Below are 24,413 nucleotides of genomic sequence, written 5' to 3' on the forward strand. Positions count from 1 at the left end.
GCCTAGCCGGGGTTGGGTGCTAGCACTGCTGACTGTGCGGGGGGCCGAGCATCGCAGTGAGCGTCTCGGCAACTGCGTCGATGCCGCTCTCGACAAACCAGGTAGCCGATCCATCCGCAGTGCCGAAATCGACCGTGACTGTCGGTAGCTCGTCGGCGGCCTCGTGCACCTCGTTACTGGACTCCATGCTCCCCCCTCTAATTTCCAGACATTGCTCAGCGTTCCGTGTCGCCCCGGCGGTTACCGACTGCAACACGCTCGACACAGCAAGTTCCACGGCTACGCGGCAGTGAGCCGGGCGGCCTGGGTTACGGCCTCGGGCTAAGCCCGCAACGGGCCGGCATGCCGCGTGTCGCAGCCAACTAACCGCAAGAACGCCCATTTACCCTGAACGGCGGGGAAACACATCGGCCAGACCGAACCGCGTGGCCGGCCGAGACGCCTTCTCCGGGGGGAGGACCAACGTGGGCTGGTGGATCACCAACGAAACGGGAACGTCATTCGCCGCCGATGGCGACTTGATGTGGGGCGACTCAGTTGCCGACATGATGGACGAGACGCTGGGCCAGATCATGCAGGAATTCCAGCGCTCATGGAACCGAAACCCGAGTCTGCGCGAACTCATCGCCGGTCTGCGATTCAGCGCCAGCACCGCCGACATCACACCGTAGCCCGTGCCGCATGCCGTCGGCGCGGGCCCGCGATGATCAGGCATGCGCGTTGTTAGAGAGGGATTTGCTTTGAAGCATTGGCGTGTTGAGGACAGCTCAAGCGGCATGGGCGCCGTGGTCGAAGCCGAAAACGAGTTAGCTGCCGCCCAGAAGTTCCGAGAAGACTACGGATCTGAGCTTCACGTCAGCGAGGCATCCTCCGACGATATCGCGGAGTGGCAACAGAATCCGCAGCCGTGGCACTCGTAACTAGCTCAACTGTGCGAGAAGGGTGAAAATCGCGATGGCGAACAGGTTGACGATCCGCATTGAAGGTGAGTACGGCCTAAATGAGGGCAGCATCCACATCGAGGACCAAAACGGGACCGAGATGCTGATGTGGGAATCGGCCGAGTGGATCGAAGATCCAAGCCTGGTCTACGTGATCGCGAATGCGATCACCACCGCGCTCTCCGATCCTGACCAATTCCTCCGCATTGCCCAGAACTAGTCCGTAGTCCAGTGAAAGTATCGCGAACACAGGAAGATTGAACCAATGGCAGAACAGTTGTCGAGCACCGTTGTTGCCAACGGGACAGCGCCGCAAGCGGTCACCGTTGCACAATTCGCTGACGGTGCAGTTGTGGAAGTCGTTACCTACGTCCACGAGAATGAACTCCAGGTGACAATCAGCACCTCGCGCGGCCACGGCACAACGGTCACCGTCGACGATGTCGACGTCTATCGAGCTGGCTAATTCGAGTCCAGTGAGTGCGAAATGTGAGTAACGAGAGACGGAATTCGTAAGGCGTGATGCTAGTCCGTAGTGGGAGGATCCCGAGCCTGCCGCTCCATGAGCGGCTCCCATACGTTGCCGACGCAGGTCTCGCTGGAGGCCGGCCATGACAACGAAACCCGAAGGGAAAGAATCGTCGTGACCGATATCGCTGGCCTCCAGCAAGCGCTCGACCTCTATGGCGCCGCGGTCTACTGGAGCGGTCGCAGTACTGGGTCGGCGAACGCTTGTGTCGACTTCGCGGCTGCACAGAGCTTGGCGGCCTCGCTGCGTGAGCACGCCGTGGCCGCGGGGGTTAGTGCTGAACAGCTCGACGACGCCGAGCGATATGCGCGCGACTGTGTCTCGAAGGGGCGTAAGCCACTGAGGGCGGGGTGGTCGTTCTCGCACTTCCACCGTGAACAGGCAGTCCATTAGCTGCAAGACAATCCTTCCAGAAATGGAATGAGCCCGATGGGGGCCAACTTCAAAATCACTGGCCCCGGCCCCCGGGGGCCGTCGAGGAGAACGTTGGGAGCGAGGATTAGGCACCGAATCAGCGGACAGCACGGAGTCCTCGTTTCACGAGGAATCTGGTACGCCGCCGTCAAATTCGACGGCGAGGATGGCACCTCATGTGTGGCTGTCGACTCGGTAGTCGCCGTCGACGAGGCCGACTACGGCTGCGAGACATGCGCCCACGAATCACACCCATCCGGGCCGTGCCCATGTGGGTGCGACGACTGAAACACGGCGGAGCTACCACCATCAAGTCCAGGTGCATGAAACCGGGAACGCTTAAGATCACCCTCCGCAGATTCGACTGGCATGTGAAAGGAGGGCCCGTGCGCCGACGGGGTGTCCGTGTTGTCCTAGTCGCCGCGCTTCTGTTGGCGGGCTGCACACATGGTGGCGGGCACGCACCGCGCTCGAGCATCACAGATCGCTCCAATGACGAGCTGGCCAAGTTCCTGCCCACACTTGCCGACTACCCATGGACTGGCTGGAACATCGTTCAGCGAATCGGCCCACCACCCAAAGCGCAAACACCGCGCCAGCCCATGACTGTCGAACCGGCCGGATGCGACCCCCCCCCCCCTATTCCGAGGCCAGCCAGATCGCTGCCCGAACGAGCGCCCTTGCAACCAGTCTGGGCCCAACAGGATTCGGCGGCGAGGCTTCCGTCGCCTTCTTACGCGACCCGCCGTCACACGATCTCGTCGCCGACACACGCGCCTGGGCGAAGCGGTGCGCCAATTACGTCGAGAAGTACGTGCCCGCCGAACCTGGGGAAGTTCCGGGCCCGGCGGCGCCGACATCGATCAGCATCTTGCCCGACCGCCACATCGAGGGCGTCGATGTGTTGGCTGTACACCTCACTGACAACCGTGAACATCGCTTCCAGCCGGAAGGCAGCCGGGAGAGCGTGGTCTATGTGGCCCGGGTGCGCGGCATCGTCGTTGCCGGGCTTCGCCACGACAGCGGCTCTGTGCTTGATGAGGTGTTCGGCGCCACGATCCGCCGGCTGAAAGATGATCAACCCGCACCACGGCCTCTCTCGGGCACAATCGGCAGCGCCAGTCTCAAAGGGCGCTCCGATCAAGAGCTCAGCGAACTGCTTCCCTCGATCGTCGACGTCCCCAAAGGGTGGAGCGTTGGTCAGACCTCGCCGATTGTTGGCGCCCGCGCCCTCGACTACCAGACAGAGGGATCGACCGACCCTAAGGGATGCAACGCGATTCCGTTCATGAACGAGGGCGCCCCGCGCGACGATATCGGTCGTGACTATCGCGAAATCGCCACTGCCGCAGCAGTACACGACGATACCGACTCTGCGGTCGGCGGTCTGGACGTACCGACCGAGTCCGGCTGCACATCGAAAACTCCTCAACGGATGTGATCGATCAGACGAAGTTCTGGGCGCACCAGTGCGGCAACTACCGGGGGCTCGGGGCGGAGTCTGACGGATCTGTCGAACTCAAGTCAGAGACGGTCGACGGCCAGGACGTGTATGCCGTTCATTTGAAACGCGCAAACCCCAGGAACTTCGATTTCTGGATGCTTCTCGCGCGGGTCCGCGGTGTCCTCGTGACCGCACAGTCGTCATCCCCCCAGCCCAGCGCGCTGTTGCGTACAACGATCGACCACCTGCGCCATGCGGTCTTCAGCGGTCCCGCGAGTCCAGTCCGTCAGGATCGTTTCAACCCTGAGGACGATCCACCGGGGACGATGCCGTTGCCTCAACCGTCGGCCGCAGCCAGCGACGAGCTGGCCCGGGTGGCCGAAGGCATGTTGGTCAACCCCGAGCGGTACCACTTCGGTGGTTACCTGCCGGGTGACGCCGAGGTCCGCAGCCCGGACTATCTGCACTTCCGCTCACCAACGGGGTCCATCGCCTGCACGTGGCGACGTTTCTCGCTATATTGCGACGTGCCGGACGGCACCTACCCGCGAACACCGAAACCAGCCGGGCAGCACGGTGATTGGCGTGACACCGTAGTGAACTTCGGGTGGGGGCGCGTCGTCAATGGTGTATTCGACGACGACCCGCTGGTTTACGCCGAGTCCAATGTGCTGGCCTACGGCAGCACCATCCGCTTAGAGACCGATCCTGATGCCACAGAATGCCTCATGGAACGCGACGGTCTGACCTGCGTCACGTACACCGGCCGGCGCATCGGGATGCATCTGAGCCGCGAAGACCTGACGCCACTGCCCGTCACCGATGCGCTCGAGAAAGACAACCGTGCCGAGCCCAAATAGCCGCGGCAGGCGAATCCATACATTGAGACGCCGGCGCAGATGCGAACCTGTGGCGTCGGCTCGGCGCGGAATCGCCCGCGCGACAGCCGTTGTGGTCACTCTCGCTGCGATCGTGTTGACCAATGCAGGTTGCACAACGCACAAGCAGGCAGCCGAGCACCCGGTCGCGACACTGACGGCCCCGCCTGCCGAGGTCGGGGAGTGCGCACCGGATCGGTTGTACCCGACGATGTCGGCGACTTGTTGGTCGTACCAGTAACCGTTGGCGGCGTTGGCTTTGAGTTGAGCTGTTCGGCGGGCACGCCGGGATCTGAGTCGTGAGACCGTGTGGAATCCGCAGCAGGCGGTAGCCCCCGCCCGGGCTCAAAAGGGCCAGGCCCCTCCGGCGTCCCGGCCGTGCCAGAATGAAGGGGTGCCCTCCATCACCGATATCTTGTGGTGCGCGGTGATGGTGGCGTTGATGGCACTCGTTGTCGTGTTCGCCTTCTGGTATTTCCGGCGGATCCGAGACGGCCGAATCAATCCGATCGTGGCTCCGGATTGGACCTCTCTTGAGCGCCCGGCCTCCCCGCCGTCCGGGCTGCAGTGGGGCGGCGGCGAGCAACGAGAGCTCGACGATGACAGCCACATTGGTCGGCCGGCCTTTCCCGCCAGCGGGGTAAAGGGAGCCGAAGCGGCGCAATGCATTTCGGGTTTCAACGGCTTTGGCGCCCTCCGGCAGCATCAACCGTGGGATTCCCGCGCCAACGAGGATTGCACCAGTGATCATCAGAATCCTCAAGCACTACGCCGGCACCTGGCGGTGTGCTGTCAAAGACATTGAGCCCTGTTCGAGATACTGCTGAAGGCGGAGGTGCTGTTTTGGGAAACACGGATGATTTTTCGCGGCCGGAATACGGAGGCGAAGAGGAGACCACGCTGATCTCGCCGCCCGATTCAGAAACCACCGTCGTCGTGCCACCTAAAGGGGGCCCTGATCCTGACAAAACGGTCGTCATCAACCCCGCCTCGGAAACCGCCAGCGAGGAAACAACAGTGGTGGTGCCCGCGCCTGCCTCCGCCACGTCGGCATCGCCGTTGAAGCCACCATCTGTACCCTCGCCAGCAACAACAGATCCCGCAGAACAAACCCGGCCAGCGACCTGGCCAGCACCGGCACCGCCCGCCCCGCCCGCTGACCAGACCTTCACGCCAAGGCCGCCAGCGTCGACACCCTTACCACCTGCGTCGGCGCCGCTGCTGCCGCGGCCTGCATCCCCCATGCCCACCTATCCGCCGCCGGGTTACGCACCAATCCGCCCCTACCTGCCGTCACCGGCACCAAGCCCCTACGCAGGCCCGGCTGCGACCACACCAGAACCTCAACGCCGCTTTGATTGGCGCTGGTTGATACCGCTGGTGGTCGGCGCGGTGATCGTTTCGGTCGCTCTGGTGGCCGTCGTTATCGTGCGGGCCGGTCCAGTCAAATCGTTGCTGGCCGACAACCTCGACGTCGCGGCCACGCAGGCCGCGGTCCAAGGGGTGCTCACAGACTCCACCACCGGATACGGCCTGCACGACGTCAAAGACGTCACCTGCAACAACGGTGTCAACCCCGTCATCGCCAAAGGCGCCACATTCACCTGCGAGTTCACCATCGACGGCCACCAACTGCAGGCGAAGATGACGTTTCTCGACAGTGCCGGCACATACTCGGTTGGCCGCCCGCAGTAGCGCGGGCCCCCCGCAAAGGTGGCCTATTGTTGCCCGCGCCGGGGAACGGTGAGCAAACCGGTGGTCCGTGCGTTTCGCAGCTAATCCCGGGAAGCCCTTACCGGTACCGTCAAACACGGGTAGCTGAGGGGGCTGCCGCTAGCAGCTTCGGAGATCTGAAATCCGTTGCCCACCTTGGGAGAACAGGCGACGGATTGCTGCAAAAAAGGGGGAACCATGGATGTGGCCGGCGAGATCACCAAGACGGTCGACAAGATTAGTCGCCGCAACGGTGTTGCAGGACAGTACGCCTACGACGTGACAGTCACGTATCACTTTCCCGATGCCGAACCACAGACCTACAACGCCACTTTCGTAGGCAGCGACCACGGCGCCCCTGTTGTTATGAGGGACAAGTTTGGCGAACGGTTCGTCGAGGACTGGCGCCGGTACGGTGACGAACTCAATCCCGACTGGATCCGCCGCTTCTACGCCTGAGCAGAACCGAGCAAACACATGCCACGCAGCTTCGTTCACGCGCTCTGCGCCGGCACCACCTGCCCGGCCCGCAGTGAACAGTAGTCGCGACAAAGCAGGACGGAATAGCTTTGGGGGCAAAGCTAATTGGGTCAATTTGAACCAAAAGAGGGAGGGCAATAGAAAATGGGAAGTGCGCCATCCGGATCTGAGGTGACTACCACTCGTGCGCTGCGCGAGTGGCTCGGTGATTTCAACGGTGACCTACCTGTGGCGGCTTTAGTAGAGGGCGTTCTCAGCGAGGGTGTAGGGCTTCGGCTCGGCTGGCGGGATGAAGCGGACCACAGCCGCTGGGGCTGGGGCTTCCCTGCACCAAACGATTCGGCCGAGCAGTTCGTCGTCATCGTCACCCATTACTGACCGCGGTCGGTAATGGTGGTGTGCCAACGAAATCCCGAATTGCCGTCGCCGCCAGGCCGCCATGTACTGGCTTAAGGAGGAAAGGGCATGATCGAAGTGACCTTGGAAACAACAACGAGGTACGTCCGGGCATACGACCGCGAAGACGTCATCGACCTGCTAGGAGAAGCTGATGGTGCGTTGAGCCGCGGCGAGTACGAAACCATGAGCGACGCAGGGTTAGCGCAGGCGCTTCACGATGTGCTCGACGGATACGATCTCGGCGTCAATGAACACGTGATTGCGGATATGGGCACCAGCGATGATGCCCGTGACGTGTGGACTGTTGAGGCACGGTGACGATACATCGGTGCGCCCAGCGGTGAAGCGATTGCGGGGCAACCCAATTCCATAGTGGGACAACCACGGTGACGGCCGGGATTGGGACTGGGACTACGGCGACAACCCAAGACGGCGGCGATTCGGCCGCACCGTCGGCTCGGCCCCATTCTCGCGGAGACGATCGCAGACGGGGAGAAGACAGGTCGTGACCGCAATCGCGCCGGTCGTGAAATGCGTTCGAGCGCACCATGTGTCCCGGTAGCGAACCGCTTGATGTAGTGACCTTGCGAAGCCGTGTCGGCGCGGGAACGTAGCCTATGCGGTTATGGCGGGTTCGATGCATGACGGGGTTTCCGCAGACTCGGTGCGGTGGAGGAACGACGGGTTCTTCAGCGCTTCCCGCAGCGATGGAGTGCGCGTGAAGGGTGTCGCCGGCGACGGCGAAACGGTGGCGGAGCTGCTGAGGCGAGCCGAGGGATTCAACGCGTCGGGGTCGGTGTATCGGGTGCGGCCTAATCATGAGGTGCGTGACTTCGGCTGGTCACCGGAGGCCGGCCGTGAGGCCGCCGACGTCGCCGCTGAGCTCAAATTCCAGCTCAGGGCAAGGCGGCCGGTCGAGATGGTGCCGTTGCTTGAATCACTCGGGCGGGAAATCCCATCCATCAGTGACGAGCTTGTCCTGGTGGCGCAGGAGCGGGCGAGCGACTTGAATCGGAATGCTCCGCAGGTTGGGGCGAATCGCGTGTTCATGCCACCGTTCGATGAATCGGATGTCGGTGCGCTCGGTGTTCGTGGTAGCGCTGTTCGGGGATGGGCGATTTGGGCTGATTGGATAGGATCGCGGCTGCTGGTGTCCACGTCCAGCCCGGTGTGGAATGTCATCGATCGGGAACCGGTGCGCGACACTGTCATCAGGGTTGCGGGGTGGCTAAGGGATGCGGTTGCCAGCGGGGGATTGGACGACTGGCTATCGGAGATGTTTGAAAACGATCCCATGCTGCTGAATCAGATCGAGGGTCCGGCGGGGCCTGTATACGAAGTGGTCAGCGGCACTCACCGCGCTCATGCTGCCCGGATCTGGGGTCTTCCCTATGTCCTTTGCAGGGTGCAGGTGGACCGTCTTCCGAGGCCGGTGCGGCCCCACACGCGGATCGTCGCCCAGTTGTGGGAAGGACTGCGCCGGCGTGGGCTTCTTGAGGCCGACCGGGTTGGCGATTGCTGGTATCTGCGATGGATTACGGCTGAGTGGATGTTAACTCCACCGCAGCTGGCCACCCAGTGGAATGCGATGTACGAGCGTATCTATCCGGGTGCGTTGCAGGAGGTCACCGGTTTGACGTTGGCCCAGCTCGTCGAGCCGGATAGGTGGGCGCAGGCGCTGCTGTAAGACCGAGAACCCCCACATCTGCGAGCATCGCGGCATTGATCAACGGCGGTCTTGCTTGCCGATCCACTTGCGCACCGTCAGTCGGTCGACACGGATTTCACGCGAGAGCGGCGCCTCATGGCCGGGCCCGCGGTCCTCGTTGGCGAGCATGACGACGACGCGTGCGGCCGCCGCGGCCGCGTCGAGCGCGCGCCGCGCATCGGCGAGCGCATCGCCGGCGTCGTAGGTGTCCAGGTCGCCGAGCAGGTATAGCGCTGCGGCCTGCCGGGCTGCGGCACGCTCGTGGCTGCGGTCGCGTCCGCGGTCATCGGGGAACAGGTCGTCGAGTTGAGCGTTGATCGCCTCAAAGCGCGCGACCTTGGCGGCCGGGATGGTACGCACTGTGCCGCCGACACGCACCGGTTTGCCTCGGGCCATGTGTTCACCGTCCTTGGGTGTCGTGAGCTCGGCCAGTGCCGCCGCCATGAGTGGGCTCCCATCTCACTGGGTGTCGGTGCACCGACAGGCTAGCTGTCGGGCTGTTGGTGGGTCAACAGCCCGCAAACGATAAGAGCTTCTGGTCATCGCAGCGCGGGGACGGCGAGCCTGCCTCCAACAGTTATGTGGGGCGAGCGCGGGCGGGGTTGTATGTGCCTTGCTCTGCGGTATCCCGCGTCCCGGTTGGGGGCAGTGCAGTGTCAATCCGGCGATGATGTATGGCAGCCGAATTAGTTGGTGCGCCTTCGTGATAGCGCGAGTTCTCACTGCGCGGCGGGATTGGCAGTGCGACACGCTAACGCCGCACGACCGCGCGATTGGCACGTGTGATCAAGCACGGTGCGGACGATGCCTAAGTCAAATGTGTTGACGTATCAACACGGCGTATGATCTACTGTTGACGCATCAACAGGTGGGGATAGGAGGCCACGGCATGCGCGCAATCAGCCCTGACGTCCAGGCGCTCGCGACCAAGCTGCTACGGCTGGCCGCCGAGCTCCACGAGGCACAACGGCCTATCGACCGCAAGACAAGTCGCGCGAAGTTCGACGGCGCCTGCGAGGTCGCCAATGTGCTCGGCTACGGGATCACCGAGAACGAGGTGGCCCTCGCTGTACTGGAGTTCGTGCGCGCTAACCCCCGACCCGCCGCGAATACCTGGAATCACGAGCGCAAGTCATGGGTCGCCCAGGGTATCGCTGAGGTCGGCGCCAAGCTGCACGCAATGGGACCTGACCGGCCAATGCATGTCGGGTTGGTGTGCCCCGAGTGCGGCGGCATCGGCCTGAACTCGTGCGTCTGCTGACCGCACAACAGCAACCAAGCGACACGGGATCGGAGCCGAAACGATATGAGCAGCAAGCTGACCCCAGCCCAGGAGCAGGCGCTCTCCACGATCCGCGTACGCGGGCATTTGTGCAACGGGGGCGCTGCAGCGGAGGCGGCGTCGAGCCTGGCTGATGGCCACTGCCCGACGGTGTCCCTGGTCATCGAGGTGTCTTGATCATGGATGCAGTGACAGCGGTCAATGAGGCCGCCCAGCGCCACGGGTGGCGTCGTGTTGAGCACAAACCGCATGACAGCGTTTTCGGTCGGGGCGTGCAACGGCTGATTGTCGGCTACAGCCGCACCGGCAAGGCCGTCGATTGCGCGATCTTCTACCCGCTCGGCCCAGGCACCGGATACATCGACGATCCGACACCGCATTACAGTGTCGGCGGTGGCGGTGGCAACAAGCTCGACACCGTTGTTCGTTGGCTTGCTACGGAACCAAGCCATGACCCGCTCCCGTCAACCCTGGTTCTGATCCCGTGTGCAGCCCGCAAACTCGCCAGGGGAGCGCCGGCGGGCGAGCTCTACGACAGCGCACACTTCCGCCTCACTGTGCGTGCAGCCCAAGCGCGGGCTCACATGGTCGATGCGCGCGTGATGATTCTGTCTGCCAAGTACGGGCTGGTTCGACTTGAGCGAGTTATCCAGCCCTACGATGTGACCTTCGGCCAGCCGGGCGCCGTCGACGTCGCCCTATTGGCAACGCAGCTGTCGGCGCAACATGTGGACACCGTTGAGGCGTTACTTCCGAGCCGCTACCTCGCAGTCGTGCGGCAAGCCCTCGAGATCATCGAGCAGCGCGGCAGCGGCTGCATCGAGCTCGTCAACCTCTACCTTGGGGCGGCTGGCATCGGATACCAGCGGGCGGTGCTGTCTGCGCTACTTGCCGAAGCGGCAACGCATTCGAGTGCGGCAGCCGGCGCGTAGACGTCACCGCATTCCGGGGTAAAACAACCAGAGCAGTATCGCCAGAACCGACAGGCCGATTGCGGCGGTTGCGAGCCCCACTAACGAGAGCTGTCCAGAGTCGATTCCCCACCACAACATGCCGGCGCCAGCCGCCAGCATGACGGCATTGCCCGCGAAGAACTTGACCGCGTCGCGTGCGCTCGCCGGGGCAGCATGCCGTGGCGCCTTTCCAGTGTCTTTGACGTCGCGTGTGCGTAGGGCGTTGACGACGAAGTAGATGCCGCCCACCATCGTGACCAAGCCGACCACCGGTAAGGAGTGCGCCCGGCGTCCCCCGGGTGGCGGCGGATTGAACGCCATTAACGCGCCGCTGATTGTCCATAGCAAGCCAAGCAGAAACCGATAGAGCCTTGGCGCCACGAGATCAGTATCAACCGACTCGAAGCGAGGGCAGGGAATCTCGCCTGGCGGCGCGGCGATGGAGCCATGCCGGCGCACACGACGGCCCCCTACCGACTATTCAGTCCCTACAGCTGCGATCCCGGTATGCTGAGTGCCTCGCGCAAGACGCACCCGGATGCGCCGCCACCACGGCGGGGGACGGCCAGGACACCGATGCCTCGCATCTCGCCAGACAGTCCGGCTCTGATTCGCCCGTAATCGGCACCGTACGCCGCCGACCCGACCGATACACCTTCGGTGATCAAGCTGTCGGCAGCCGGGGCAGCCACGCTGCCTTTGCAAACCATCAACCGGCAACGACCAGGTATCGAAACGCCCACGCACACAGAGGAGTTCGACATGACTGCTGCACTGGATCCCGGCCGTCCGTTCACGGGCAGCGAACGAGAGCTGCTGGAAAACACCCTGGACCTCAACCGCAGGGAGCTTGTGCGAGCTGTTGAACATCTTTCCGACACCCAAGCCCGCGCAAAGCTCGTTCCTTCCCTGACCACGCCGATCTCATTGGTCAAGCATTGCGCCGCGGCCGAACGCATCTGGTTCCAACGAACACTGGCGGGCATGAGTGTCGACGAATGCGACGGCCATGCCAGCGGCGGCGATGGTAGCTTCGGTGTCGCCGACGACGAAACGCTCGCCGACGTCATCACCGAGTACGTTGCGGCATGTCGACGGTCCAACGAACTGGCCGCTGATTTCAAGCTGGACGACACCGTCGAACACCACATCGTCGGCAGCGTGAGCCTGAGATTCATCTATCTGGGCATGATCGCCGAAGTCGCCCGCCACGCCGGCCACGCAGACATCCTTGCCGAGCAGATTCAGGCGGCGACGAAACCAACCGAGGTCTCCGAGTAAGGACCCGGGAAGCGGCCACCTGAGTGCGGGTGAACGTCAGCGGCCTTGAGGGTGATGGGGTCAGATGGGGGGCCGGCCGCCGGTGACGCCGGGGCCAGGGCCGGCGCCATCGGGATGAACTACGGGCAGGTGTGGGATCGGCGTTCCCCATTCGTCGACCTCACCATCGTCATCATCTCCCCACGGGCGCCAACCCTCGCCCTCTGCCAGCCGAGGCGCGTCCACGCCGCCACGGCCAGCGTTGAAACCGGCAAGCTCCGAACGCACGGCCTCGACCTTCGCCAGGTTTTGCCGGTCTTGCTCGTCCAAGCCCGTGGCAGCGTCCCTGCCTTGACCGGCGGTGGCCGCCGCATCGGACACCACCTGCTTGCTGGCCTGTAGCTGGCTTCGGGCCGCGTCGGCGATGCGGGTATCGATGCCCGGGCCGAACGTCTGGCTGGTGTCGGGCTGTGACTCCTCGAAACGACCACGCAGCGCCGACATTTGCGACACCGCCTCCGAAGGCGTCACCCGAATCTCCGGCGCTCCTGCCATAACGGCCCCTCCTACGTTCCCAGCCAGCGGCCAGCATCTAAGCGCTAAGCACCACACTGCACGCTTAGGCTACCGCCTGCGCGCACCCATTCGCGGCCCGAAATGGAGCGGTCAGAGCCGCGTCATGGGGTCGTCGCCTGCCAAATGGTCACACCAGTCGCAAGGATCGTCGACTTCGCTGCCGTAAACGACGTATTGGGCCACCGCGCGCGCCACGGTTTCGGCGAGCTCCGGCGCGAACACAGGTTCACCAGCATTGGAGTCGAACGGTTTAAGTGCGCCGATACTGGCCGCGAGCGGGATTCGGTGGTTGACATCTGCGGCGATATCGAGCGCGGCCTTGCCGTCTACAAACATTGTGTAAAGGACGTGCGCAGGGAAGTCGTAGTTGAGGCGCAGCACTCACCACTGGCCCGTTTGCTGGGCCGCGTATGGGGAGAACTTGTAGCCAGTGCGCTTCCACACCGGCTGGACCGACGAGTCGACAGCCTGGGCGGACCCTAACGGTCACGATGCCCATTGTGCGCGAACCGCGGTTTTCCGCCCAAGGTCGCCGCGTCGCCGGAGAGATCCCGCATCCCAGCACTTGCCGCAAACCCCGAAACGGACGTACCGTCGTCGGACGACGACGACACTACGGTCGTCTACTCAGCGGTCGCGTCACGTGACGACGCTCAGCATGAAAAATCCCGTCGAAGAGGTCACCGCCTCTGTTCGCCGATGAATCCGCATCGCCCGCGCAAACCGCGCAAAGATGGCGCCGCGTTGCGATACCTTCAGCAGTGGCGTAAATACGTCGAACTCACCGAAAGCGTTGCACGCAAAGGCGACTACGTGCCCTGGGTAAGAGACTGTCCTTGTTGCGACCCGCTGCTGCGCGACGACTCTGCACGCAGCCAGCTCGAAAGTCTGATGTGCAACGGCGGAAGGCGCGCTCACCGGTTACGGGCTGCTGTTGCCCGGCTCGATGAGCGTTTTCGCGCCGCGACGATCGAACAGGGTGTATGGAGATCCGCGCCCTGGTGGGACCGGCGCCGGCCAAGGGACTGGTAGGCCCAATTGATGCCCCTCACGGATGAATCCGGGGATTGACGAGTTGCTGGCCGCCCAGAGTACGTACCTCGTGGGCAGGCGTTTGCAGCAAGGACACGCTGTGTCCAGCATGTCGGTAAGCCTGGGTTGCCAGTGGGCGACGGTAAGGTCTGGAATGTGCGGATGGGTGACGCCTATCAGGGTGAACCGACAGAAGCGGATTGGACGTCGACAGTGACATCGAGCTGTACCAGCCCTCATGATCGCGGCGGTGGGCCGGCGCCCAAGCCCCCCGCACGCAGCGGTCCTGCTATCCGCGCTGTCCTGGCCGAACTGGCGCCGGACGATCTAGTCGAATTCGAGGCGGAATTCCGGATCGCTCTGGCCGAGACCGACGACGATTTCGACCTTGCCCGTGTTCAGGCGGTCATAGACAAATGGTGGGGACGCGCGTACTTGCGAATGCATCCGCCCACAGAGGAAGAGCGCGCCCTGGTTGCTCGTGTTGCCGCCGGTGATGTCAGTGGCCTGTATACGAAAACGTCTGATGGACAGTGGAAGAGCCACTAATTAATGGCCCGCTACCGGGTTGTGTGGCCAGACTTTCCACAACGGCAGTACGACTCGTTTCCACCCGAAACGCAGCGGCTGATCGACGCCAAGATCGACCTGATTCGCGATGATCCCGAGGGTTACGGCAGCTACGACAAGGCCACCGATCACTGGACGACGACTTTCGGCGACGGCATGGGATTCATCACGTATGCCGTGGTGCAGCAGAACGTGACGATCATCATCCTCCGACTGGTCGCGCTCTAACCGTCCCGCTTAATCTCCACTCCTGAAAAATTGCGGTCAACAGCAGCATCGCCAGCGTTAGGCGATAAGGACGGGCAAGAGCTAGCGCGGACCGCGCCGAAGGCGAATCGACGAAAACGAGACAACAGCGAACGCTGCCGCGCCTGGTACAGGGGCTGAACGCGCAAGCAAAGTTTATTCGGGGAGAACCCCATATGCGGGCGTTGTGGCTGGTCAGAGACTTGTCGGACCCCTGTTGTAGTGTCAGGGATGTCGGTGAGAGATCGCCGACAATCACCGAACAGAGTCCCGGCGGGTAGCCGGGACGTGAGCCCGGAAGGGGCAATTTGATGACTGATACCGCAACGTGTGTGACGCTGATGGAAGCGTGTGGGCGGGCAGGTGTGCCGCTGCTGCTTCGGTCAGGTCCGGGCATGGGCAAGTCGTCACTGGTGCGGTCGCTGGGTGCGGCCTATGATCTGCCGGTCGAGATAGTTACCGGATCGCACAGTGACCCAACTGATTTCGTGGGGCTTCCCTATATCGACCCGGCGGGTAATGGGGTGCGCACGGAGCCGAAAGCGTGGGCTAAGCGGCTGGTGGCAGCGGGTAAGGGAATCCTGCTGCTCGAGGAACTGACGACCGTGCCGGCGAGCACTCAGGGTGCAATGCTGGCAGTCGCGCTGGACAAGATGGTCGGCGAGGACCTGCGGCTTCCCGAGGATGTGTGGGTTTTCGCGGCGGCGAATCCGCCCGAATTGTCCGCTGGCGGTTACGAATTGGCCCCACCGATGGCCAACCGATTCTGCCATGTCGATTACGAACCCACGGTCGAGGAGTGGGTTGAGGGCATGATCACCGGCTGGAAAGCGGTTCCGGCGTCACGTGCGGTCGTACCCACTGAGGCGCATGTGTCCTCGCTGGTCGCGGCGGTGACAGCGTTTGTGACGGCGCGGCCTGCGTTGTTGCGCAACGCGCGTCCCGACAGTGATGCCGAGTTGGGTGGTGCATGGCCGTCTGACCGTACCTGGGACATGTTGACCGCTGTGCTGGCGCGTCTGCGGGCCGACGACGTGGCGGCTGTCCAGGCCGCTGTGTTTGGGTTGGTCGGTGTTGCGGCGGGTCGAGAGTTCCTAAAATGGCTCAACTCCCGCGACCTTCCCGACCCTGCTGCGGTCATCGCCGACCCGTCCATTGTGGATTGGGCGCAGGAACGCCCTGACCGGTTGTGGGCCGTGCTGAACGGGGTCGCCACGTTGGCTGCGCAGGCTGGGACGCAGGAGATGTGGCGGCGGGCGTGGCAGCCGCTGGCGGCGTGCGCGAAGGCTGGCCGTCCAGATGTGGCGGCGGCTGCGGCGCGTGCGCTGGGCAAGGTTATGCCGGTGGACGCTCAGAAGCCTCCTGCGGCTGCGCGCGCGTTTATTCCCATTTTGATCGCTGCCGGTCTGATGGCCGACGACTCGCAGGGGAGTGCGGCATGAGCGCGGTGACGGCGGTGCGTGAGCTGACCGATAATGAACTCCGCGCGTATCACACAGCGAATCTGGTTGCCTTTGACCGGATGTGGTATTTCGCCGATGGGCTGTTTTCGGTGATACCGGTTGCAGCGCCGGGGCTGGGAACCTTTGCGGTGGACCGTAGCTGGCGGCTCTACATGGATCCGGCGGTGCTTGTCGGCGATCAGGTGTGGGGGCCGCAGAAAACGGCGACGGCGTTGCTGCACGAGACGAGTCACCTGTTGCGCGATCACGCTGGCCGCGCGGATGCGCTGCCGCAACCGTTGTCTCAGATTGCGTGGAATTACGCCGGTGATGCGGAGATCAATGACGATCTGCTCGACGCCGGTCTGGTGTTCCCGATCGATCCGGTGACACCCGAGGCGCTCGGCCAGCCCCGTGGCGGGTTAGGCGAGGACTACTACGCCGCGCTGATGCGCGATCAGGACGCCGCTGGCGGTGCTGGCGGGCAGCAGTCCGGTGGCGGTGGGTCGCACGGCGCGGATGGCGCGGAATCCGGTGAGGACGGGCCGGGTTGCGGGTCGGGGTCGGGTTGTGATCCGGTGCCTGGTGAGCTGGGGGCCGCTGACGTGATCGGCGGGCGGCGCGGGATCGACCCGGCAACGGCGGACGGGATTCGCCAAGCGGTCGCCGAAGCGGTTGCGTCGGCGGTCGCTTCCGGGCGGGGCACGGTTCCGGCCGGTGTGCGGCGCTGGGCCGATGCCGTGTTGGCTCCACCGGTGGTGCCGTGGAATCGTGTTTTGCGGGTTGCGATTAGGCGGGTGATCGCCGAAGCGGCTGGCCGTACCGATTACAGCCTGGTACGTCCGTCGCGGCGGTCGCGGGATGTGTTGTTCCCCGGTCTGCGCGGCCCGAAGATCACGGTGGCTGTTGTGGTGGACACATCAGGTTCGATGAGTCCGGCCGATCTGGCTGCGGCGCTGTCGGAAATCAAAGGTGTTCTCCGCACATCGGGCGTGGCTCGCGAACGGCTGGTGGTGTTGACCGTCGATGCCGCGGCGTCTGCCCCGCAACGGGTATCGCGGGTTGAGGACATTGCGCTGATCGGCGGTGGTGGCACCGATATGCGGATCGGGATCGCTGCCGCCGAGGCGCTGCGTCCCGTACCTGACGTGGTGATCGTCTGCTCCGACGGACTGACTCCGTGGCCGGAAACGGCCGGGCGGGCACAGTTGATTTGCGTGGTCATCGGCAATGCTGGTTTGGCGCAATGCACACCGGAGTTCGCGGTGACTGTGACCGTTCCATCCGGTGCGGGACAACGCCTTTCCCGCGCGGCCTAGCGAGCCCGCGACTGGACCGCCCCGCCGCACGCTGGCGGGGCGGTCTTGTCGGTGGGGGCTGTTATGGTCTGAACATGTTCCGCTGAAAGGCGGCATACCACCTGATAGTCCCGGCCGGTAGCCGGGGCGCGAGCCCGAGGAAGGGGCAGACCGCAATGGCAGAAACGGTCGGCATCGATCAACGACTCATGGCCTATGCGCAGCGCATCCTCGCCGGCACCGGCCTGACCGTCGAGGACACCACAGGAGACGATGCTGCGCCTGTCGGTTCAGCGGCCGAGGCGCTGCGCCACGGCTGGGACATGGCCCGCCGCGCCGGGAAGGTCCAGCGGTGACCGTCGAGTTCTATGACCTGGCCCAGCGGTTGTACGCCGCCCAGGTGGGGCAGCCTGTATTGCGGGTCGCGCGACCACTGTTCACGCTTTCGGCCGATTCACTTCTGGTGCATGCCAGCCGTGATGGTGACACGGTGAGCGCAACCATCGCGACCATCACCGGGCCGGCGGTCACCGTCACCGGGGCAGCGGCCGTCATGGCCGCGCTGCACGCAGCCGGGGCGCGCTTCGATGGTGAGACTGCCCGCCAGCTCGTCGTTCCCGATGCTGCGACCATGACCGTGTTGGCGGGTGCTGCGCGGGCGCTGCGCCTCGACGGCGACCGGGCGGTAGCCGAGGCGTCGGCGGTTGTCGGATGGTGGCTCGACCGCACCGGATACCCGGGAACCGGGGCCGTGATCAACCTGTTGGCCCATTCGCGTCAGCGCTACATCACCGGCGGGGTGCCCGGTGACGAGCGCGCCGCCGCGTACTGGCGGCGCGTTTTCGGCGTCGCTGAAGGTGTCGCGGGATTGGGGCAGTGGGCGGCGATTCTGGCGTCCGGGGAACCGATCGACAGCTTGGCCCCGGTGCTTGAGGACGACCACTACACCTACCGCAGCGCGGGGAAACGGTTCAGCGACGGGGGCGACTGGACCGTGCCCGATTCGCCGGCCACGGCCGCGCTGGGTTTGCGGCGGCGCTGCAACGCCGCCGAACTGTGGGAATCGGTTCTGCTCGAGGACAGGCTGTGGCGACACCGCGCCGTACACACCGGCACCGTGACCGGGGGAGTGGTCGTCGATCACACCGGGACACGGTTCACGGTGGCCTGCGAGCGGATGGATTCACGGCTACGGGAAGGCGCGCAGGTTCGCGGCTGGCCCAACGGGATCGACAGCTTCGATCGGTCGTGGCCGTTCGTCGGGGAAATCACCGCCACCGAGGCCATCGACGGCGCGCTGCACCTGACCGTGAGCGGAGTGCGGGCCGAAGCTCGACCCAATGCGGGGGAATGGGTGTCGCTGATGCCTGCCGCCCCGAACAGTCGGCGGGTCAACTCCGATCTGTACAACTACCGGCGGTTGTTGACCAGCAAAGAGTCATGGATCACCGCGGGCAAGACGCCCGGCAGGTTTAGCCGCGAAGTGCCGCTCGATGTGCTGATCGCGGCGGCAGAAACCGAATAGCCCGCTGTGCGCGGTTCGGCGGGCGCGGCTTGTCGGTGGGCTGCGGTAACGTTCGGTGTTGAACGGGGATAAGGGTTTTCCCCGGTTCGTAGAACGAAAGTCCCGGCCGGTAGCCGGGACGCGAGCCCGGAAAGGGGCCATTGGATGCGTGCATTTAAGCCGCTCAACAACCGGGTATCGACGCCTGCCGCCGCAGCCGGGACACAAGACGAGACCGCCGCGCGCCCAGCCACACGCCCGGGGACTGGTTACCCGGGGCAGGAATTGCTGGCCGATCCCGTCACCGCGCAGATCGTTCTGGCCGCGTGGGGTGGTGCCCCGGCTGTCATCGTTCCTTCTCCGCCGGGAAGCGGAAAGACCAGACTGACAGTGCATTTGGGTGCCCTGCTGTCGGATCGGGGCGGGCTGCGCGTGGGGATCGCGGCCCAAACCAGGGCGCAAGCCACCGATATCGCTCGCCGTCTGGCTGCGGTTGGCGACCGCGACAAGGTTGGCGTGCTGTGGAAAACCGGCGGGCCGCGCCCCGATGTGGGCGACTGCCCGATCATCGGGAACAAGTACGACGTTTGGCCCGCCAGCGGCGGCGCGGTACGTGTTGCGACAACCGCGAAATGGCTTGTATCCGAACCGGATCGGCTCGGTGCAGATCTGTTGATTGTGGACGAGGCCTACCAATGCACCTACGGCGACTTGTGCGCGTTGGGTTCGATGGCGAAAAACGCGAGCCTGGTCCTGGTGGGCGATCCGGGACAGATCGCTCCGGTGGTCACCGGAGACACTTCGCGGTGGGCCGACAGCCCGACCGGGCCACACTTGCCCAGCCCGCAAGCGTTGGCCGCAGCGCACCGCAACGCGGTGAGCATCATCGCGTTGCGCTACACCTGGCGGCTCGGACCCGCGACGACCGCGCTGGTGCAATCTGCGTTCTACCCCGAGTTGCCGTTCACATCCCGGCGTCCCGACGAGCACCTAACCCTTGGCGGGGTCCAGTTGCCGGAGTTGTCGCACCGCGCCGTCTCTGCCGCCAACGGGCCTACGTCGCAATCGGTTATCGACGCCACAGTCGGACGGGTACGTGAACTGCTCGACGGCGCGACCGTGAGCACCGCGGCGGGTAGCCGCCCGCTGGGGGAGTCCGATATCGCCGTCGTGGTGCCCCACGTGGCGCAAGCTGCCGCGATCCGCGCCACCCTGGGAGAGTTCCCTGGCGTGCTTGTAGGCACCGCCAACGCCCTGCAGGGGCTTGAGCGTGCAGCAGCGGTGGCGGTGCATCCGATGGTGGGAAAACGTATCCCCGAAGGGTTTTCGCTCGACGCGAGCCGGTTGTGCGTGATGCTGTCCCGGCATCGCTGCCACCTGACGGTGCTAGTCGATGAGCAGACCGAGGCGGTGCTAGAGGGTCATGCCGGTGAGGATGACCTGGATGCTGCCGCAGCGGTATTCGACCAGATTTTGCGCACCAACGCCGTGTGAGCGGCCCGGTTCGGCCAGGGAAGTGGTTGTCGGTGGGTGGTCATAGTATGAGGGGGCCTGTTCAAACGAGAATGCTTGAGCAGCAACCATTGAGGAGAGCCCCGGCCGGTAGCCGGGACGTGAGCCCAGGAAGGGGCTGGAAACGATGACCATCACAACCAGTGTTAACACCGCTACTTCGCTCATGGCAGCGCAGACCACCGCGAACCGAGTGCGCGTAGCGGTATGCCACAACAGCACCTACCTGCGCTTCTACGGGCCTGACGCGGCCACGGACAGATGCCCAGCATGCCGAGCCGAGCTAGAACAACTCGGACCCGAACACGGCCCGGTACGCCCGGATCGGCCGGGCGTGTGGGCGTGGTCGATGTCGCCGGAAGAGTGGGCAGGCGGCGGAATTGCCGTGCAGAACAGCCCCTTCTAAACCGGCGCAGCGCGCGCCGAGTTGTGTCGGCGGCGAGAGTTAAAGTGTTGGCGTCGGCGAGAAATCGCCGACAACAACAAAGAAAGTCCCGGCCGGTAGCCGGGACACGAGCCCAGGAAGGGGCAAAGTATCGATGAGTCAACATTTCACGCCGGCGAGTATCGCCGACCCGGTGAACCCAAGATCGCGCCAGCCAAGAAGTGGGCGGCCCGGCTCCTACTCCCGTGTGGCGGCGGGCGGCAACACGCAAGTGGCGCACAGGGATTCGGTGAAAGGGGAGCGGTGATGGGATACGATGCGTACACGGTTGATGTCGACTTCACGATCCCAGCCGACCAGGTCCCCGCCGCGCTGGCAGCGGTCGAGGCCGATTTCGGCGGCTATGCGAGCCTGGCAGATGCAGTCGAGGACATCACCTGTTTCGAGGACTGCGAAGAAGACCCGGATCAGGGGTTCAGCCTCGGCCACCACCGCGAGAAGTATTTGTCGGGCACGGATCAATTACTAGAGATTCTGGGCAGATTCGCCACTGACGGGTCATATGTCCGGTTTGACGGCGAGGACGGCGCCCTGTTCGGCTTCCGCGTCGTTGACGGACGGCTGCGTGAGGAATCAGGCGATTACGTGTGGCACCTCGACCCCGAGCGCCCGCTCGCGCCACAGAGGGAGCGGTGGACATGAGCGCGGCGTCGAACAACGACACCACTGCCGCTGGTCACGGCGAGCGTGGATGGGTGCCGTTGCAGGTGCGGCGGGACGGGCCAGCGTTCGAGCGCTGGTGGGCGGACGACGGCGACATCCAAGCCATCACGGAGCTGGTTGCCGACCTGTCGCACCCTTTCGAGATCGAGCACACCTTGCATGCGCTGGCCAACCAGGTTTTCCACACCGACCCGACTCCGGTGCCGTGGCTCACGGTTGCCGGTTTGCGGCCAGGTGTGGGTGTCGACTGGATCAGTCTCGATATCGAACCGGCCCACGGCGGCGACGGGGTCGTCGACGGCGTAGAAGTCGTGCTGTGGCTACAGCCGGCCGGCTGCAGCCCGGCGGTGTCGCTGCTGGTGTCGACATATGTGTCCAAACCGCACCGGGTGTTCGCTCCCGAACCGGCCACCAGCGCGCGGGAGACGCTGGCTTGGGTTATCGACACCGCCACGGCTCTGGTCAACACCGAGCTCGCCGACCGCGACCGGTTCAACGCAGTAGCCCGCGCACCCGCCGTGAGCTGACCGTTGGCGCCGCCCCGCCCGGCGGGGCGGCGCCCCGCACCCCTGCACCGTTTAGCCTTAGTACATGGTGGCGCGGGGTCCGCTCGGGCGGTTCGGCGCCGTCGGTCGGATCTATTCCGCGGCAACCGGCATACGGGTATCCCTATGGTGATCGTGTTCGCTGCCGCCGCGACCCGGGTGACACCGCCGGCCTGGTCGACGGCGCTAATGTTCTGCGCGTTCGCGGTGTGGGCCGCGTTTTTCATCGCGGACTTCTTCATCCACGACCTGGCGGTGAAGCGGCGTGCCTAACTGGTCGGGGTGGCTGGGCGGCTGCACTCTGGCCGCCCTTGCGCTGCTGAACCGCGGGTGGTCGACCGCGGTAGCGGCTTTTGTTGTCTTCGCGTTCCTGGGGGCGATAGCTGCGATTCGCTTCACGCCGTATTTCAAAATCGGCGGGCGGGTCATCGCCCTGCACGCTTCGGATCGTCGGGAAGGCCGGCCAGCGCCGACGCCGACTTTTCCACGGCCCATCCGGCATTCGCCTCGCTCTGCATCGTCGTCGCAGGCTACAGCTGGCAAACCCTCGCAGTCGGCGGCCCCATCGTTGTCGTGATGGCCATGTTCGGTATTGACGACGGCCGGCGCCGCTTTCCGATCGTGCGCCGCCAATATCTGCAGGCGGTACTGTTGGTCGCGGTCTGCATCCCGTTATACGAGGTGCCGTTGCTGGCTTACGTCGCCGCCTACGCCTTCGGGACATCGCAGCCGGCCCACCCTAGCCGCCATGATGCGGAGGCCCGCTACTACCACCATCAAGACCTCGGTGGACAGAGACATGGCGGCGCGGTAGCGCAGTCTACCGAATCCGGCGCCGGCGCCGAGGTGATCGACTATCCCGAAACACCGAACGACTAACGCCTGTCCACCGCGGCGCCCGGCCGTCGACGGGCTACCCGGCGGGCGGATCGTCTACCCCATCCGCTAATCCATCCCGACGATTTTTGTCGGTGGGCGGTCATAGTATGAGGGTGTCGGTTTGAACGGGAATGTTTGAGCGGCAACCATTGAACAGAGTCCTGGCCGGTAGCCGGGACGTGAGCCCGGGAAGGGGCGAGGTTGATGTTCTTCTATATCGAGGACGACGTTCCGGTTTTTGTCGAGGATCTGACGTTGGAGCAGGCGCGGTATCTGTTGGCGCGCACCGAGGTTGAGCTTCCGTTGGCGTACAACTGGGCGCACCGGCAGGCGTTGAAGCTTGACGTCTATGAGCTTCAGGGGCAGATCGCGTGGCTGGAATCGGAGCGGGCGGCCCAGGTCACCGTCGAGGCTGCTGAAGATCACGCCCACGACCTGTACGTCGATTACGTGATCGGGGCGTGATCGACATGGGCAATGAGCGCAGCGGTGAATTCGTCGACGAGCACGGGTATCCGACCGAATGGGGGATCGCCCAACTACGCGGGTTTACCGGCAGCCCAGCCGGATTCGTCGACATGATCCGCAGACTGTGGTGGACGCCGTCGTTGATCGACGTGGCAGAAGCGGTCAACGAGGACGGGCATCCGGTGATGCGGGTTCGGCTGGCGACTGGTGGGTGGAGCGGAAACGAAGAAGTCGTGTCCGAGATCGACATGACGTTCTTTTCGGTGTGGTACTGGCAGTCGAGTCACCGCGGCGCGCTGCACATCTACGACGTTCCCTTGGATACATGGCGGACCGCGACAGAGATGATCGGATCCTTCCACCCCGGAACGGAAGGTGACAAGCGGGCGCGCCCGCAGCTTGAGTTGGTGATCGTCCGCGACCCAGACGGCGACACCGACTGCACATTGTTCATGGATGGCCGCGAGCTGGTATTCGGGGCAGAGTACGACGAATACCAGATCGACGCTGGGCGCGGCTACACGTACAGCGACTGGATCGATGCCCGCGACCGTGCGGTGGCAGCTGCCTCGCCTGCGGCCGCAGCACGCATTGCCGCAGCCTACGACGATCCGCCCGGCGACCAGTACATCGATGACGCCCCAGAGGACTGGCCACCCCGTTAAACATAGGTCGCGGCGAAAGCCGGCGGCGACGACGGCGCCGCCGGCAGCGCTCGTCCACGATGGGCCGCCGAACTAACGACGGGTTGCGTCGTGTTGCAGCCGCGGCGGGCCCGCGTGCTCGGCTACGTTCAGTTCAGGGGAGGGGGTAAGCGTTGATGGTCCGTTCTGCAATTGCTGCGGTCGGCGATTCCGTGGTTTCGGCCAGTGATCGTCGGTGGACAAATCGTGTGGGCCGGCTGCATCGCCGCTTGCTCGTGCGGCAGGGCACATGGCAAACGGGTGCTTAGGCGCGACCTCAGCGAAGCGCTCCGCTGAAGAGCCGGAAAAACCTCGATGGGCGCTGAGATTTGGAAGAACTATCCAGCCCGAGCGAGATGAATTGAAGAGGATGCGTTGAGTACCTATCGAGTCATCTACCGCGGTGGCGACTACACCGAGACCGACCATGTGCCCGCCATGACTGAGGACATATGGGCGATCGTCAACCTTGCCATTGCAGACGGCGGGGACGCTTACCAGCAACTGTTGCGCACGCTCGCCGTCGTCGCTGATTAGCGACAGCGGTGA

At 64.3% G+C, this 24,413-nt stretch carries 34 protein-coding genes; 29 read left to right on the forward strand and 5 right to left on the reverse strand.

Annotated elements, in window-relative coordinates:
- Positions 1–19 precede the first annotated feature (19 nt).
- Positions 20–187, reverse strand: coding sequence for a hypothetical protein (locus H7I87_RS02870; protein ID WP_158085042.1), 168 nt, complete (start codon positions 185–187; stop codon positions 20–22).
- Between the two features lie 277 nt (positions 188–464).
- Here H7I87_RS02870 and H7I87_RS02875 point away from each other — a divergent pair, with 277 nt between their 5' ends.
- The 12 genes from H7I87_RS02875 to H7I87_RS02930 all read left to right on the forward strand — a co-directional run bounded on the left by H7I87_RS02875 (position 465) and on the right by H7I87_RS02930 (position 8,485).
- Positions 465–671: a hypothetical protein gene (locus tag H7I87_RS02875; protein WP_083071438.1), complete on the forward strand. Its 207-nt coding sequence runs from the start codon at positions 465–467 to the stop codon at positions 669–671.
- Between the two features lie 271 nt (positions 672–942).
- Positions 943–1,161: a hypothetical protein gene (locus H7I87_RS02880; RefSeq protein ID WP_083071437.1), complete on the forward strand. Its 219-nt coding sequence runs from the start codon at positions 943–945 to the stop codon at positions 1,159–1,161.
- Between the two features lie 45 nt (positions 1,162–1,206).
- The gene (locus H7I87_RS02885) at positions 1,207–1,407 is read left to right on the forward strand and encodes a hypothetical protein (RefSeq protein ID WP_083071436.1); all 201 of its coding nucleotides are present in this window, start codon (positions 1,207–1,209) and stop codon (positions 1,405–1,407) included.
- A gap of 96 nt (positions 1,408–1,503) precedes the next feature.
- The gene (locus H7I87_RS02890; protein WP_083071435.1) at positions 1,504–1,863 is read left to right on the forward strand and encodes a hypothetical protein; all 360 of its coding nucleotides are present in this window, start codon (positions 1,504–1,506) and stop codon (positions 1,861–1,863) included.
- Positions 1,864–2,419: 556 nt separating this feature from the next.
- Positions 2,420–3,325, forward strand: a complete 906-nt coding sequence (locus tag H7I87_RS02895; protein WP_139800111.1) for a hypothetical protein — start codon at positions 2,420–2,422, stop codon at positions 3,323–3,325.
- A complete protein-coding gene (locus H7I87_RS02900; protein WP_083071433.1) occupies positions 3,322–4,188 on the forward strand; it encodes a hypothetical protein in 867 nt (288 codons plus the stop codon). Before H7I87_RS02895 ends, H7I87_RS02900 begins: the two co-directional genes overlap by 4 nt.
- 412 nt (positions 4,189–4,600) lie before the next feature.
- Positions 4,601–5,011 (forward strand): hypothetical protein, encoded by a 411-nt coding sequence (locus H7I87_RS02905; RefSeq protein ID WP_085241310.1) that lies wholly within the window; start codon positions 4,601–4,603, stop codon positions 5,009–5,011.
- Between the two features lie 38 nt (positions 5,012–5,049).
- Positions 5,050–5,901: a DUF4333 domain-containing protein gene (locus tag H7I87_RS02910; RefSeq protein ID WP_139800110.1), complete on the forward strand. Its 852-nt coding sequence runs from the start codon at positions 5,050–5,052 to the stop codon at positions 5,899–5,901.
- A gap of 216 nt (positions 5,902–6,117) precedes the next feature.
- A complete protein-coding gene (locus H7I87_RS02915) occupies positions 6,118–6,378 on the forward strand; it encodes a hypothetical protein (RefSeq protein ID WP_083071431.1) in 261 nt (86 codons plus the stop codon).
- Positions 6,379–6,570: 192 nt separating this feature from the next.
- Complete coding sequence (locus tag H7I87_RS02920; protein WP_139800109.1) at positions 6,571–6,777, forward strand: hypothetical protein; 207 nt, start codon at positions 6,571–6,573, stop codon at positions 6,775–6,777.
- 87 nt (positions 6,778–6,864) lie between these two features.
- On the forward strand, positions 6,865–7,116 hold the full coding sequence (locus tag H7I87_RS02925) for a hypothetical protein (protein WP_083071430.1): 252 nt from the start codon (positions 6,865–6,867) through the stop codon (positions 7,114–7,116).
- A gap of 400 nt (positions 7,117–7,516) precedes the next feature.
- Positions 7,517–8,485 (forward strand): hypothetical protein, encoded by a 969-nt coding sequence (locus H7I87_RS02930; RefSeq protein WP_141251248.1) that lies wholly within the window; start codon positions 7,517–7,519, stop codon positions 8,483–8,485.
- Positions 8,486–8,524: 39 nt separating this feature from the next.
- Here H7I87_RS02930 and H7I87_RS02935 read toward each other — a convergent pair whose 3' ends face one another.
- The gene (locus tag H7I87_RS02935) at positions 8,525–8,950 is read right to left on the reverse strand and encodes a hypothetical protein (RefSeq protein WP_083071428.1); all 426 of its coding nucleotides are present in this window, start codon (positions 8,948–8,950) and stop codon (positions 8,525–8,527) included.
- A 445-nt stretch (positions 8,951–9,395) separates the two neighbouring features.
- On the opposite strand from H7I87_RS02935, the gene H7I87_RS02940 reads away from it, so the two are divergent.
- Together H7I87_RS02940 and H7I87_RS02945 are read left to right on the forward strand one after the other, a co-directional pair.
- Positions 9,396–9,767, forward strand: coding sequence for a hypothetical protein (locus H7I87_RS02940; protein ID WP_083071427.1), 372 nt, complete (start codon positions 9,396–9,398; stop codon positions 9,765–9,767).
- Between the two features lie 200 nt (positions 9,768–9,967).
- Positions 9,968–10,720, forward strand: a complete 753-nt coding sequence (locus H7I87_RS02945; protein WP_083071426.1) for a DUF6884 domain-containing protein — start codon at positions 9,968–9,970, stop codon at positions 10,718–10,720.
- 3 nt (positions 10,721–10,723) lie between these two features.
- Here the strand turns inward: H7I87_RS02945 and H7I87_RS02950 are convergent, their stop codons facing one another.
- Positions 10,724–11,011 (reverse strand): hypothetical protein, encoded by a 288-nt coding sequence (locus H7I87_RS02950; RefSeq protein WP_083071425.1) that lies wholly within the window; start codon positions 11,009–11,011, stop codon positions 10,724–10,726.
- Between the two features lie 390 nt (positions 11,012–11,401).
- On the opposite strand from H7I87_RS02950, the gene H7I87_RS02955 reads away from it, so the two are divergent.
- Entirely contained in the window at positions 11,402–12,022 is a 621-nt protein-coding gene (locus H7I87_RS02955; protein WP_308010081.1) for a DinB family protein, read from the forward strand.
- Positions 12,023–12,082: 60 nt separating this feature from the next.
- Here the strand turns inward: H7I87_RS02955 and H7I87_RS02960 are convergent, their stop codons facing one another.
- Together H7I87_RS02960 and H7I87_RS02965 are read right to left on the reverse strand one after the other, a co-directional pair.
- On the reverse strand, positions 12,083–12,556 hold the full coding sequence (locus H7I87_RS02960; RefSeq protein WP_139800106.1) for a hypothetical protein: 474 nt from the start codon (positions 12,554–12,556) through the stop codon (positions 12,083–12,085).
- A gap of 111 nt (positions 12,557–12,667) precedes the next feature.
- Complete coding sequence (locus H7I87_RS02965) at positions 12,668–12,958, reverse strand: hypothetical protein (protein ID WP_139800105.1); 291 nt, start codon at positions 12,956–12,958, stop codon at positions 12,668–12,670.
- An 813-nt stretch (positions 12,959–13,771) separates the two neighbouring features.
- Between H7I87_RS02965 and H7I87_RS02970 the strand changes: the two genes are divergently transcribed.
- The 14 genes from H7I87_RS02970 (at position 13,772) to H7I87_RS03035 (ending at position 24,401) form a co-directional block, all read left to right on the forward strand.
- Positions 13,772–14,158, forward strand: a complete 387-nt coding sequence (locus tag H7I87_RS02970; protein ID WP_224164051.1) for a DUF6247 family protein — start codon at positions 13,772–13,774, stop codon at positions 14,156–14,158.
- Between the two features lie 3 nt (positions 14,159–14,161).
- Positions 14,162–14,407, forward strand: coding sequence for a hypothetical protein (locus tag H7I87_RS02975; RefSeq protein WP_083071423.1), 246 nt, complete (start codon positions 14,162–14,164; stop codon positions 14,405–14,407).
- 359 nt (positions 14,408–14,766) lie between these two features.
- Entirely contained in the window at positions 14,767–15,867 is a 1,101-nt protein-coding gene (locus H7I87_RS02980) for an AAA family ATPase (RefSeq protein ID WP_308010082.1), read from the forward strand.
- Between the two features lie 5 nt (positions 15,868–15,872).
- Complete coding sequence (locus H7I87_RS02985; protein ID WP_083071457.1) at positions 15,873–17,186, forward strand: vWA domain-containing protein; 1,314 nt, start codon at positions 15,873–15,875, stop codon at positions 17,184–17,186.
- 155 nt (positions 17,187–17,341) lie between these two features.
- Complete coding sequence (locus tag H7I87_RS02990; RefSeq protein WP_085241308.1) at positions 17,342–17,521, forward strand: hypothetical protein; 180 nt, start codon at positions 17,342–17,344, stop codon at positions 17,519–17,521.
- On the forward strand, positions 17,518–18,690 hold the full coding sequence (locus H7I87_RS02995; RefSeq protein WP_083071421.1) for a hypothetical protein: 1,173 nt from the start codon (positions 17,518–17,520) through the stop codon (positions 18,688–18,690). Before H7I87_RS02990 ends, H7I87_RS02995 begins: the two co-directional genes overlap by 4 nt.
- A 144-nt stretch (positions 18,691–18,834) precedes the next feature.
- On the forward strand, positions 18,835–20,163 hold the full coding sequence (locus H7I87_RS03000; protein WP_083071420.1) for an AAA family ATPase: 1,329 nt from the start codon (positions 18,835–18,837) through the stop codon (positions 20,161–20,163).
- A gap of 709 nt (positions 20,164–20,872) precedes the next feature.
- Positions 20,873–21,268, forward strand: a complete 396-nt coding sequence (locus H7I87_RS03005) for a hypothetical protein (RefSeq protein WP_083187742.1) — start codon at positions 20,873–20,875, stop codon at positions 21,266–21,268.
- On the forward strand, positions 21,265–21,816 hold the full coding sequence (locus H7I87_RS03010; protein ID WP_139800104.1) for a hypothetical protein: 552 nt from the start codon (positions 21,265–21,267) through the stop codon (positions 21,814–21,816). The genes H7I87_RS03005 and H7I87_RS03010 overlap by 4 nt, the downstream gene beginning before the upstream one ends.
- A 144-nt stretch (positions 21,817–21,960) precedes the next feature.
- Complete coding sequence (locus H7I87_RS03015) at positions 21,961–22,107, forward strand: hypothetical protein (RefSeq protein ID WP_158085000.1); 147 nt, start codon at positions 21,961–21,963, stop codon at positions 22,105–22,107.
- Positions 22,108–22,410: 303 nt separating this feature from the next.
- The gene (locus H7I87_RS03020) at positions 22,411–22,713 is read left to right on the forward strand and encodes a hypothetical protein (RefSeq protein ID WP_083071417.1); all 303 of its coding nucleotides are present in this window, start codon (positions 22,411–22,413) and stop codon (positions 22,711–22,713) included.
- Between the two features lie 204 nt (positions 22,714–22,917).
- Entirely contained in the window at positions 22,918–23,178 is a 261-nt protein-coding gene (locus H7I87_RS03025; RefSeq protein WP_083071416.1) for a hypothetical protein, read from the forward strand.
- Between the two features lie 5 nt (positions 23,179–23,183).
- On the forward strand, positions 23,184–23,846 hold the full coding sequence (locus H7I87_RS03030; RefSeq protein ID WP_244179117.1) for a hypothetical protein: 663 nt from the start codon (positions 23,184–23,186) through the stop codon (positions 23,844–23,846).
- A 393-nt stretch (positions 23,847–24,239) separates the two neighbouring features.
- Complete coding sequence (locus H7I87_RS03035; RefSeq protein WP_167380288.1) at positions 24,240–24,401, forward strand: hypothetical protein; 162 nt, start codon at positions 24,240–24,242, stop codon at positions 24,399–24,401.
- Positions 24,402–24,413 lie beyond the last annotated feature (12 nt).

Origin of the sequence: Mycobacterium timonense (assembly GCF_025821985.1) — a bacterium.
Lineage (GTDB): Bacteria > Actinomycetota > Actinomycetes > Mycobacteriales > Mycobacteriaceae > Mycobacterium > Mycobacterium avium.